12 protein-coding genes are annotated in these 11,286 nt (G+C 66.8%); 2 read left to right on the top strand and 10 right to left on the bottom strand.

Translation table 11 applies throughout. The features are described from left to right. Nucleotides 1-62: 62 nt before the first annotated feature. Together ccmB and ccmA are read right to left on the bottom strand one after the other, a co-directional pair. A complete protein-coding gene (ccmB, locus tag PT85_RS05520) occupies nt 63-734 on the bottom strand; it encodes a heme exporter protein CcmB (RefSeq protein WP_027591260.1) in 672 nt (223 codons plus the stop codon). Then, a complete protein-coding gene (gene ccmA, locus PT85_RS05515) occupies nt 731-1,366 on the bottom strand; it encodes a cytochrome c biogenesis heme-transporting ATPase CcmA (protein ID WP_027591261.1) in 636 nt (211 codons plus the stop codon). The genes ccmB and ccmA overlap by 4 nt, the downstream gene beginning before the upstream one ends. A 195-nt stretch (nt 1,367-1,561) precedes the next feature. On the opposite strand from ccmA, the gene fliK reads away from it, so the two are divergent. Beyond that, the gene (gene fliK / locus PT85_RS05510; RefSeq protein WP_039606140.1) at nt 1,562-3,055 is read left to right on the top strand and encodes a flagellar hook-length control protein FliK; all 1,494 of its coding nucleotides are present in this window, start codon (nt 1,562-1,564) and stop codon (nt 3,053-3,055) included. Continuing rightward, a complete protein-coding gene (locus PT85_RS05505; RefSeq protein ID WP_037009418.1) occupies nt 3,052-3,348 on the top strand; it encodes an EscU/YscU/HrcU family type III secretion system export apparatus switch protein in 297 nt (98 codons plus the stop codon). The genes fliK and PT85_RS05505 overlap by 4 nt, the downstream gene beginning before the upstream one ends. Nucleotides 3,349-3,360: 12 nt before the next feature. Here the strand turns inward: PT85_RS05505 and PT85_RS05500 are convergent, their stop codons facing one another. From PT85_RS05500 to PT85_RS05465, 8 genes are all read right to left on the bottom strand, one after another. Beyond that, nucleotides 3,361-3,798, bottom strand: coding sequence for a DUF2802 domain-containing protein (locus tag PT85_RS05500; RefSeq protein ID WP_027591263.1), 438 nt, complete (start codon nt 3,796-3,798; stop codon nt 3,361-3,363). 2 nt (nt 3,799-3,800) lie between these two features. After that, on the bottom strand, nt 3,801-4,280 hold the full coding sequence (locus PT85_RS05495) for a chemotaxis protein CheW (RefSeq protein ID WP_027591264.1): 480 nt from the start codon (nt 4,278-4,280) through the stop codon (nt 3,801-3,803). 74 nt (nt 4,281-4,354) lie between these two features. Beyond that, entirely contained in the window at nt 4,355-5,473 is a 1,119-nt protein-coding gene (locus tag PT85_RS05490; RefSeq protein ID WP_082013044.1) for a chemotaxis protein CheW, read from the bottom strand. 69 nt (nt 5,474-5,542) lie between these two features. Next, on the bottom strand, nt 5,543-6,328 hold the full coding sequence (locus tag PT85_RS05485) for a ParA family protein (protein ID WP_039606139.1): 786 nt from the start codon (nt 6,326-6,328) through the stop codon (nt 5,543-5,545). Between the two features lie 24 nt (nt 6,329-6,352). Further along, nucleotides 6,353-7,231 (bottom strand): flagellar motor protein MotD, encoded by an 879-nt coding sequence (motD, locus tag PT85_RS05480; protein WP_027591267.1) that lies wholly within the window; start codon nt 7,229-7,231, stop codon nt 6,353-6,355. 9 nt (nt 7,232-7,240) lie between these two features. After that, nucleotides 7,241-7,981, bottom strand: a complete 741-nt coding sequence (locus PT85_RS05475) for a flagellar motor protein (RefSeq protein WP_039560452.1) — start codon at nt 7,979-7,981, stop codon at nt 7,241-7,243. Beyond that, a complete protein-coding gene (locus PT85_RS05470) occupies nt 7,981-9,078 on the bottom strand; it encodes a protein-glutamate methylesterase/protein-glutamine glutaminase (RefSeq protein WP_039560454.1) in 1,098 nt (365 codons plus the stop codon). The genes PT85_RS05475 and PT85_RS05470 overlap by 1 nt, the downstream gene beginning before the upstream one ends. Before the next feature lie 43 nt (nt 9,079-9,121). Further along, nucleotides 9,122-11,284 (bottom strand): chemotaxis protein CheA, encoded by a 2,163-nt coding sequence (locus tag PT85_RS05465; RefSeq protein WP_039606138.1) that lies wholly within the window; start codon nt 11,282-11,284, stop codon nt 9,122-9,124. Nucleotides 11,285-11,286: the final 2 nt, after the last annotated feature.

Raw genomic sequence — 11,286 nt, 5'->3', positions numbered from 1 at the left:
GCCGGATCGCCGCCCCGTGCGTTTTACCGTCCTGCGCCGGGCGGGCCCGACGCGTTGATGTCTCATTCACCGACGCTGATCTTCAGCCCCGCCGCAATGGCGAACGGGGTCAGGGTGACCGCCAGCGCGGTCAGGGTGGCCAGCCACAGCAGGTGGCCGGCTGTGGGCAATCCTTGCAGGTCCGCCTGCAGCGCCCCGCTGCCGAGAATCAGCACCGGGATGTACAGCGGCAGAATCAGCAGCGCCAGCAGCAGGCCGCCGCGCTTGAGACCCACGGTCAGCGCCGCGCCGACCGCGCCCAGCAGGCTCAGCACCGGCGTGCCGAGCAGCAGCGAGAGCAGCAGCACCGGCAGGCAGCGCGGCGGCAGGCCGAGCATCAGCGCCAGCAGCGGCGACAGCAGCACCAGCGCCAGGCCGGTAAATAACCAGTGCGCCAGCACCTTGGCCAGCACCAGCAGCGCCAGTGGCTGCGGCGAAACGACCCACTGCTCCAGCGAGCCGTCCTCGAAATCGCTGCGGAACAGGCCGTCCAGCGACAGCAGCACCGCCAGCAGCGCGGCGACCCAGACCAGGCCGGGCGACAGGGTCTGCAGCAGCTGGCTTTCCGGCCCCACCGCCAGCGGGAACAGGGCGATGACGATGGCGAAGAACACCAACGGGTTGGCCAGCTCGGCCGGACGGCGGAACAGCAGTCGGCTCTCGCGGGCCAGCAACAGGGCGAAGACACTACTCATGCGGCACGCTGCCCAAGGTCCAGTTCGCGGTAGCCGGAAGGCTTGTTTTCCAGAGTGTGGTGGGTGGTCAGCACCACCATGCCGCCCCGCTCGCAATGCCCGGCCAGATGCGCTTCCAGCTGGGCCACGCCCTGCTTGTCCAGGGCGGTGAAGGGCTCATCCAGGATCCACAGCGGCGGTGCATCCAGGTACAGGCGCGCCAGTGCCACACGGCGCTGCTGCCCGGCGGACAGCCGATGGCTGGGCACATCCTCGAAACCGCGCAGGCCGACGGCGGCCAGAGCCTGCCAGATCGCCTGGCGCTCGGCCGGCTGGTGCAGCGCACACAGCCAGGCCAGGTTCTCCTCGGGGGTCAGCAGGCCCTTGATGCCGGCGGCGTGGCCGATCCACAGCAGGTTACGGGCCAGCTCGCCACGCTGCGCCGCCAGCGGCTCGCCCTGCAGGCGCACTTCGCCGGCGGTCGGCTGCATCAGGCCGCACAGCAGACGCAGCAAACTGGTCTTGCCACTGCCGTTGGGGCCGACGATCTGCAGCATGTCACCGGGCATCAGGCGCAGGTCCAACGCTTCGAACAGCAGCCGCCAGTCACGCTCGCAGGTCAACGCAACGGCTTCGAGGAATGGACGGCTCACGACATGCGTATCCACTTCAGTATGCAATCAGGGCCAGACGGGCCGCCGCTGAAAATCGACGATCCGTCTTAAGTCGGACCAACGGCAGCCGCTATCTAGTAACGGGCGCCCCGGCGAATGGCTCGGCATTATACATGCGTGACTTGGCTATCAAGACGGGTAATTACGACAGGTTGTAAAGGCAATTCCTTTTTGATGAGCGAGATCAATTTTACCCTTCCGCCTTCCCTGCCCGGCTCCACCAGCGCCGCCGGCGGCCTGGCGCCCCACACACTGAAGGCGCTCACCACCCTGGAGGGACTGCTCGCTCCCGGCCAGCAGGCCCAGGCCCAGGTGCTGGGCCGAGCCGAGGCTGCCCAGGGACAGCAGATCAGCCTGCGCCTGACCCTCGCCGACGGGCGCAGCGTGACGCTGGACGCCCTGGCCACTCGACAGCCCGAGCTGCCGGCCGGCACGCGCCTGCAACTCACCGCGCTGCCGGACAACCGCCTGCTGATCACTCAGCCCGACGCGGCCCGCCCGCTGACCCGCCTCGACCTGCCCGCCGGCAGCCTGTTGCAGGCCCGCGTGCTGTCCAGCACGCCCAGCGGCAATCTGCAGCAGATCGTCGCGCAGCTGCCGGACGGCCGTCAGCTGCTGCTGGAGAGCGCCAGGCCCCTACCCGTCGGCAGCCTGATCAATGCCCGCGTGCTGGACGATCGCAGCCTGCAAGCCATCAGCCCGGACGCGCGCGTCCAGCAACTGGACCTGCTGCAGCAACTGGCCAGCCAGTTCGCCCGCCAGTCGCCACTGTCCGCACTGTTCACCGCGCTGCGCTCGCTGCAGGGCCAGCCCCTGCCATCGGGCCTGCAGCAGAGCATCGAACGCCTGTTGAACAGTCAGCCCAGCGCGGCGCAGCTCAGCGACTCCCGCCAGCTGGCGGCCATTCTGCGCAACGCCGGCGTCGGACTGGAGCACCGCGTACTCAGTGGCCAGGGCGGCGCACTGGACAGCGACCTGAAGGCCAACCTGCTGCGCCTGCTCGGCCAGCTGTCGAGCTTCAATCCGGCCACGACCCTGCAATCCCCCGCCGGCACCCTGCTGATGGCCACCTTGCCGACCCTGGCCCGCCAGGTGCTCGGCGCACTCGGCCAGCGGCCCGAGCGCCAGCCGGGGCTGAGCTTTCCGCTACCCACGCAGCGCCTGGAGGGTCTGGAGAACCCCAGCCTGCAGACGCTGCTGAAGCTCGCCGCCGGCGCCGTGGCCCGGGTGCAGAGCCACCAGCTGGCAAGCCTGGCGCAGGGCCAGGCCAGCAGCACGGAAGGCCAGCCGGCCACCGTGCTGCAGATGGAGATACCGGTACGCGAACTGCCCACCCCGATCCAACTGCGCATCCGCAGCGAGGACGGCGAACCGCGCAAACGCAAGGGTTCTGAGCGTCAACGGCAATGGAAGATCGATCTGGCCTTCGATCTGGAACCACTAGGCCCCCTGCAGGTGCAGGCCCAGCTATGTCGCAACCAGTTCAGCGGCCAGCTGTGGGCCGAGCGCCCCGCCACCGCGGCGCTGATTGATCGGGAGCTGGGTGAACTGCGTCGCACGCTCAGCGAGGCCGGACTGGAAATCGGCGAACTCGACTGCCATCGCGGCACGCCCCCCGCGCCGCCGAGCACGCCCCTGGAAACCCACTGGATACACGTGACCGCATGAACGAGCCCCGCGCCATTGCCCTGCGCTACGACGGCCAGAACGCCCCGACCCTGGTAGCCAAGGGCGACGACGAGATCGCCCAGGCGATCATCGAGCTGGCCCGCGAATACGAAGTGCCTATCTACGAGAATGCCGACCTGCTGCGCCTGCTGGCCGGACTGGAGGTCGGCGATGAGATCCCCGAGGCGCTGTACCGCAGCGTGGCGGCAATCATCGCCTTCGCCTGGTACCTGAAAGGCAAGGCGCCCGAGGGATTCACCCGGCAGGACGACTCGCTGCCAATGGCGGACTGAGCGGCGTGGCGCTCAGTTGGCCGGTGGCGTGGCGCCGCGGGCCTTGTGCAGCTTGCTGACCAGTTCCGCTTCGCCCTTGGTCAGGCCGCAGGACTGGGTGAGATCCTCGACACTCGCGCCCAGGGTCACCAGCCGCGAGGCCTGGATGTAGGAAATCATCGCCGGGTCACTCTGCTCCAGCTTGCTGAGCCGCTCGGGAAGCGGCGCGGCAAGCTGCTGCAGCGCCTGCAGTTCATCGCCCATCTTCACGCACACGCCGATGTAGGTATCCACCCGACGGGTCAGCTCCTGCATGCTCTGGTCACGCTTGAGGTGACGCTCGGCATGCTGCCTGAACTGATATTCCATGCTCTTGTTCAGGCGCTGCAGGCGAGTGGCCAGCCAGACGCAGGTCATGATCAGCGCCAGGCAGACCCCTGCCAGTACGATCAGGGCGATTCCGTGTCCCATCTTCAGTAGTTCTCAAGTTCCGACCATTCTTCCTCGGTCATCATCTTGTCCAGCTCGACAAGAATCAACAGCTCGCCGTTCTTGTTGCATACGCCCTGGATGAACTTCGCCGACTCGTCATTGCCGACGTTCGGCGCGGTCTCGATCTCGGACTGCCGCAAATAAACCACTTCAGCCACGCTGTCGACCAGGATACCGACCACCTGCTTGTCCGCCTCGATGATGACGATGCGGGTGTTGTCGGTGATCTCCGCCGAGTCCAGGCCGAAACGCTGGCGGGTGTCGATCACCGTCACCACGTTGCCGCGCAGGTTGATGATGCCCAGCACATAGCTCGGCGCACCGGGCACCGGTGCGATTTCGCTGTAGCGCAGCACTTCCTGGACCTGCATCACATTGATGCCATAGGTTTCGTTGTCCAGGCGGAAGGTCACCCACTGCAGCATCGGATCGTCGGAGCTTTGCGCTGTCGAATTCTTCATTGTCCACCTCGTCGTCGAACGCCCGGGCCCGGCCCGCGGCGCGTATCCGTTCTGCCCGCCTTGGCGGGCGCCTTTCAGCGCGCGCGCTTGAGCGCACCGCTTTCAATCAGGTCGGCCAGCGACGCCACGTCGAGCAGCGCGCACATGTGTTCGATCACCGTACCCGCCAGCCACGGGCGCTGGGTGCGCAGGCTGCGCCACTTGACCTGGTCCGGGTGCAGGTGGATGGAACGGTCCACCTTGTGCACCGCCAGTCCCCAGTCGAAGCCCTGGATGGTGATGACGAACGACAGGTTATCGCGAAACTCGTCGCGATAGCGTTCTGGCATCACCCAGCGCGCGGTATCGATCACCTTGATGTTGCCGCTGTGGGTCTTGAGCATGCCCAGGAACCAGTCCGGCTGCCCGAACAGCGGGGTCAGCGTCTGGCCTTCCAGCGAATGGATGGTGCCCAGGCAGACCAGCGGCACCGCCAGGGTCAGCCCGGCCACGTCGAACAGCAGGCACTCGAAACGCTGCTCACCCCACTCGGGACGGCCAGCCACCACCTTCGGTGGCAGCGGGGGCACCGCGGCTGCAACGACAGGCTCGGCGAGCGGTGCCTGGACCTTCGCCTCGGCTGGCTGCACACGCGGCGGAGCCACCGGCGCAGCGACCTCAGCAACAGGCGCGGACACCACGGGTGCCGCAACCACCGGGACCTCGACCACTGGCGGCGCGACAGGCGCTTCAACCACAGGCTGCGCAACGACCGGGCTTTCGGCCACTGGCGACGCAACCACCGGCACCTCGACCGCCGGCAGCGCGACAGGCGCTTCGACCTGCGGGGCCGCAACCACCGGTGCCTCGACCCTGGCGGGGGCTTCGACCACAGGCACCGCGACCGGCGCCAGCGGCTCCGGCTCGCTCGGCGTGCTCACGGCGACTGGCGCGGCAGGCACCGGCGCATCGATCACCGCCACGGGGGCCTCGACCAGTTTGATGTCGGTCAGTTTGATGGTCGGCAATACCAGCGGTCGCGGTTCCAGTACCTGCGGCTCGGCCACCGGCCTGGCGCTGGCAGGCACCGCCTGCGGGCGCAAGAAATCCTCGGCACGTACCGGCCGGTCATCAGTCGCCTCTTGCAACAGCTCGTCCAGATAGGACTGCAGGGCCTGCTGCGGTCCGATCCGAGGGGCGTCCTGGGTGCTCATATCCTGCATCCGTAAGTCTTTCCTCTGAATGCTATCGGCCGACAGGGGCGACAGCTTGATAGCCGGGCGTCACGCCGGCTGTCCCGGCTGGCGTGCCAGCAGGGATTTCAGCAAGGCCCGATAGGCGATCACGCCGCGACAGCCGGGATCGAACTGCGACGGCACCAGACCGGCGCGACTGGCATCGCGCAGCCTCCCGTCGGTGGGGATATAAGCCGGCCAGATGTGCTCCTTGTGGCGGTCGCGCAGCAATTTGAGCGTCGACAGCGAGGCCTGCGAGCGGCGATCGAACAGGGTCGGCACGATCAGGTAGGGCAGCGCCTGGCGGCGCGAGCGGTTGATCATGGTCAGGGTGTGAACCATGCGCTCCAGGCCCTGCACGGCGAGAAACTCGGTCTGCACCGGCACCACCAACTGCTGGCAGGCCGCCAGGGCGTTGACCATCAACACCCCGAGCAGCGGCGGGCTGTCGATCAGCACGTGGTCGAAATCGTTCCACAGTTGCGCCAGCGTCTTGGAAATCACCAGCCCCAGGCCGCTCTTCCCGGGCGTCTGGCGCTCCAGAGTGGCCAGCGCGGTGCTGGCCGGCAGCAGGGCGATGCGCGGATGACTGGTCTTCTGCAGCAGCTGTGCGGCGAGCCCATCGGGCACCTGGCCGCCATGCTGGAACAGCTCGAAGCCGGTGCGTTCGAGGTTGTCGGGGTTGTAGCCGAAATAGCTGGTCATCGAGCCATGGGGGTCGAGGTCAACGATCAGTACCCGCTTGCCGACGTCGGCCAGCAGGCCGGCCAGGGCCACGCTCGTGGTGGTCTTGCCGACCCCGCCCTTCTGATTGGCTACTGCCCAGATTTTCATCAACTGCTCCTTCTCGTCCGCGACTCAGCGCGGACCACTACCGGCCATCAATGCCGGCGTTTTGACAGCACCTTCGATCCGGGCGTCAGTGTGCGGCGCCAGTGCAGATTGCGTGCCAGTGACCGCCTGGCGATTTTCCACACGGGTGCTCCCGCTGCGCCGGGTTTCCAGGAAGCGCGACACCACCAGCACCACGCGACGGTTCTTGGCACGCCCGTCGGGCGTGGCGTTGTCGGCCACCGGGTGATACTCGCCGTAACCGACGGCGGCCAGGCGTCCGGGCGCCACGCCGTCCATGTTCAGCATGCGCACGATGCTGGCGGCACGGGCGGCGGACAATTCCCAGTTGGTGGGATAGAGCGGCGTGCTGATCGGCAGGTTGTCGGTGAATCCCTCGACCTGCACCGGATTGTCGAAGGGCGCCAGAATCCTGGCGATCTTCTCGATGATGTCGAACGCGTGGTCGTTGGGGATGGCGTCGCCGCTGGGGAACAGCAGGCTGGACTTGAGTTCGATCTCCACCCAGGACTCGGTGCCGCGCACGATCAGCTGTCCTTCGGCGATCAAGCCGGCGAAGGCCTGCTCGATGTTGCGGGTGATCTGCGCCAGCGGGTCGCCGTCTTCCATGGGCATGGGCCCGCCGTCATCTTCCATGCTGAGGTCGTAGTCGCGGGTGCGCGGGCGCTCCTGGCCAACCGGGATCGGTTTGATCGCCTTCTCGTTCTGGTTGAAGATGCCCACCAGGGTGTCGGCCAGGACCTTGTACTTGCCCTCGTTGATCGACGAGGTGGCATACATCACCACGAAGAAGGCGAACATCAGGGTCATGAAGTCCGCAAAGGACACCAGCCAGCGGTCATGGCTGGGCTCGGTGTCCTGCTGTCGGCTACGGCGTAGACGCATGGCTGGGCCCTACACCAGGAAGCCTTTGAGCTTGTGTTCGATGGAACGCGGGTTTTCGCCTTCGGCGATGGACAGCACGCCTTCGATGAGCATCTCGCGATAACGGGTCTGCACCCGGATCACTGCCTTGAGCTTGTTGGCCAGCGGCAGCAGCAGCAGGTTGGCGAAGGCCACACCGTAGATGGTGGCGACGAAGGCCACGGCGATACCGGTACCCAGCTGGGAGGGATCTGTCAGGTTGCCCATCACCTGGATCAGGCCGAGCACCGCGCCAATGATGCCGATGGTCGGCGAATAGCCACCCATCGCCTCGTACACCTTGGCGGCCTGCAAGTCGCGCTCCTCGTGGCTGTACATCTCCACTTCCAGGATGGTGCGGATGTTCTCGCTCTCCACGCCATCGGCCAGCAGCTGCATGGCCTTGCGGGCATAGGGGTCGGGCTCGCGCTCGGCCATCGGCTCCAGGCCGAGCAGGCCTTCCTTGCGCGCCACCAGGCTCCATCGGGTGACCTTCTCGATGCCCTCCTCCATGCGGATCGCCGGCGGGAAGAACACCCAATGCGCCACCGCCACCGCCCGCTTGAGCGTCTGCAGCGGCGTCTGCAGCAGGCAGGCGGCCAGCGTGCCACCAATGACGATCAACGCGGCCGGCGCGTTGAGCAGCACCGCAAGGCTGCCGCCCTCCAGGAAGTTGCCGCCCAGGATGGCGATAAACGCCAGCAGAATGCCGATCAGGCTCAAGACATCCATTACTGGCAAGCCTCGCTCAGGTGACGTCCGATCTCGTCCAGGTCGTAGATGCCGTCGGCAAGGTTGGCCTTGGCTACCGCCATGGGCATGCCGTAGATGACGCTGCTCGCCTCATCCTGGGCCCACACCTGGCTGCCGGCCTGCTTGAGCATGCGCGCGCCTTCGCGGCCGTCGGCACCCATGCCGGTCAACACCACGGCCAGCACCTTGTCGCCGTAGGCCTTGGCGGCCGAGCCGAAGGTGACGTCCACGCAGGGCTTGTAGTTCAGGCGGTCATCGCCGGGCAGGATCTTCACCACGCCGCGGCCGTCCACCATCATCTGTTTGCCGCCGGGCGCCAGCAGGGCCAGGCCCGGGCGCAGCAGGTCGCCGTCCTCGGCTTCCTTGACGCGGATCTTGCACAGCTTGTCCAGGCGCTCGGCAAAGGCGCCGGTGAAGGCTGCCGGCATGTGCTGGATCAGCACCAGCGGCGCCGGGAAGCTGGCCGGCAGCTGGGTGAGCACGCGCTGCAACGCCACCGGACCGCCGGTCGAGGTGCCGATCGCTACCAGCTTGTAGGCCTTGCGCTTGGGGGCCGGCCAGCGCTCGCTCACGCTCGGCGCCGGCTCCGCCTCGGCGGGCGCTGCGCCGCGCAGCGGTCGACGCGCGGGGGTGGCAGGCGCCACAGCCGCCGCAGACGACACCGCCGGCCCGCGCCGACTGCTGCGTGCGATGGTCAGCACCTTCTCGCAGAGCAGCGCCTTGACCTTCTCGATGTTGCGCGAGATGTCCTCGAAATTCTTCGGCAGGTAATCCACTGCGCCGGCGTCCAGCGCATCCAGGGTGACCCGGGCGCCCTCGTGGGTCAGCGAGGAGAACATCAGTACCGGGGTCGGACAGCGGCGCATGATCTCGCGCACGGCGGTGATGCCGTTCATCAACGGCATCTCGTAATCCATCGTGATGACATCGGGCTTGAGGGCCAGCGTCTTGTCGATCGCCTCCTGGCCATTGTTGGCCGTGCCCACCACCTCGATCTGGGGGTTGGAGCCCAGGATTTCCGTCAGCCTGCGCCGAAAGAATCCCGAGTCGTCCACCACCAGGACTTTAATTGCCATAACTACTCCTAAACGAACCGGCCCCAGCGGGGCCGGTTCGGCATCAGCCGCGTCGCGCGTAGTGTTTGAGCATGCTGGGCACATCGAGAATCAGCGCGATGCTGCCGTCGCTGGTGATGCTGGCGCCCGCCAGTCCCGGCGTGCCTTGCAGCATCTTGCCCAGCGGCTTGATGACCACTTCCTCCTGGCCCACCAGCTGGTCGACGACGAAGCCGATCTGCTGGTTGCCGATGGCGATGATCACCACGTGGCCTTCCTTCTGTACCGCGTTGCGGAAGCCGGGCACCAGCCACTGCTTGAGGTAGAAGAGCGGCAGCGCCTTGTCGCGGACGATGATCACCTCCTGGCCGTCCACCACGTTGGTGTGCGACAGATCCAGGTGGAAGATTTCCTTGACGTTGACCAGCGGGAAGGCGAACGCCTGGTCGTCGAGCATGACCATCAGCGTCGGCATGATCGCCAGGGTCAGCGGCACCTTGATGACGATGCGCGAGCCCTTGCCGGGCGTGGAATCGACGAACACCGTGCCGTTGAGCTGGGCGATGCGCGTCTTCACCACGTCCATGCCCACCCCGCGGCCGGACACGTCGGAAATTTCCTTCTTGGTGGAGAAGCCCGGCGCGAAGATCAGGTTGTAGCACTCGGTATCGCTCAGGCGATCGGCGGCGTCCTTGTCGAGCATGCCCTTTTCCACCGCCTTGGCGCGCAGGATGTTGGCATCCATGCCCTTGCCGTCGTCGGTGATCAGCAACAGGATGTGGTCGCCTTCCTGCTCGGCGGACAGCACCACCTTGCCGGTGCGCGGCTTGCCGGCGGCCAGGCGCTCCTCGGGCATCTCGATGCCGTGGTCCACCGCGTTGCGCACCAGGTGGACCAGCGGGTCGGCCAACGCCTCGACCAGGTTCTTGTCGAGGTCGGTCTCCTCACCCACCAGCTCCAGGTTGATTTCCTTCTTGAGCTGGCGCGACAGGTCGCGGACCTGGCGCGGGAAGCGGCCGAAGACCTTCTTGATCGGCTGCATGCGGGTTTTCATGACCGAGGTCTGCAGGTCGCCCGTGACCACATCGAGGCTGGAAACGGCCTTGGCCAGTTCCTCGTCACCGCTGTTCAAGCCCAGGCGCACCAGGCGGTTACGCACCAGCACCAGTTCGCCGACCATGTTCATGATTTCGTCCAGCCGCGCGGTATCCACGCGCACGGTGGTTTCCGACTCGATGGCCGCGGGTGCCTTGGCCGGCGCGGCAGCGGCAGGCCTGGCGGCCGGCGCGCTTTCCGTGGGTACGGCGGCGGGTGGCTTGACCGCCGCCGACTGAGGCGCCGGCGCGGCGGCCTTGGGCGGCTCGCTGGCGACCTGCTCGGGCTTGAACTGGCCCTTGCCGTGCAGCTGGTCGAGCAGCGCCTCGAACTCGTCGTCGGTGATGTCGTCGCCAGCGGCCGTCTTACCGGCTGCTGGCGCCTGCTCCTGGCCTGCCAGAACGTCAGGCTTGAACTGACCCTTGCCATGCAGCTGGTCGAGCAGGTTCTCGAATTCGGATTCGGTGATGCTGTCACCGGCGGCGGCATCGCTGGCCGGCAACGTCTCGGGCTTGAACTGGCCCTTGCCGTGCAGTTGGTCGAGGAGGTTCTCGAACTCGGCGTCGGTGATCTCGTCGCCAGCGGACTCGCCGCCGTCAGCCGCCGTTTCGGGGCCACCAATGGCGTCCAGCAGGCTTTCGAACTCGGCGTCGGTCAGGTCCTGTTCCTTTTCCGTCGCCACGGGACCGGGTGCGGGCGCGGCAGGCACCGGGGTCGGTGCAACGGGCGCGGCGGGCGCGGCGGCCGGATCGGCCAGGCGGTGCAGCGCTTCGAGCAGCTCCGGGCTGGCCGGCGTGAGCTCGCTGCCTTCACGCACCTGGGCGAACATGCCGTTGATGGCGTCCAGGCCCTGCAGCACCACGTCCATCAGCTCGGCGTCGACCAGGCGCACGCCCTTGCGCAGCATGTCGAAGACGTTTTCCGAGCTGTGGCAGCATTCCACCAGCTCGTTCAGCTGCAGGAAGCCCGCGCCGCCCTTGACGGTGTGAAAGCCGCGGAAGATCGCGTTGAGCAGATCCATGTCATCCGGACGGCTCTCCAACTCCACCAGCTGTTCGGACAACTGTTCGAGAATCTCGCCGGCTTCTACCAGGAAATCCTGAAGGATCTCATCATCGGCATCGACGCCCATTA

Source organism: Pseudomonas flexibilis, from assembly GCF_000806415.1.
Taxonomy (GTDB): domain Bacteria; phylum Pseudomonadota; class Gammaproteobacteria; order Pseudomonadales; family Pseudomonadaceae; genus Serpens; species Serpens flexibilis.
This window is presented reverse-complemented; position numbering and strand designations above follow the sequence as displayed.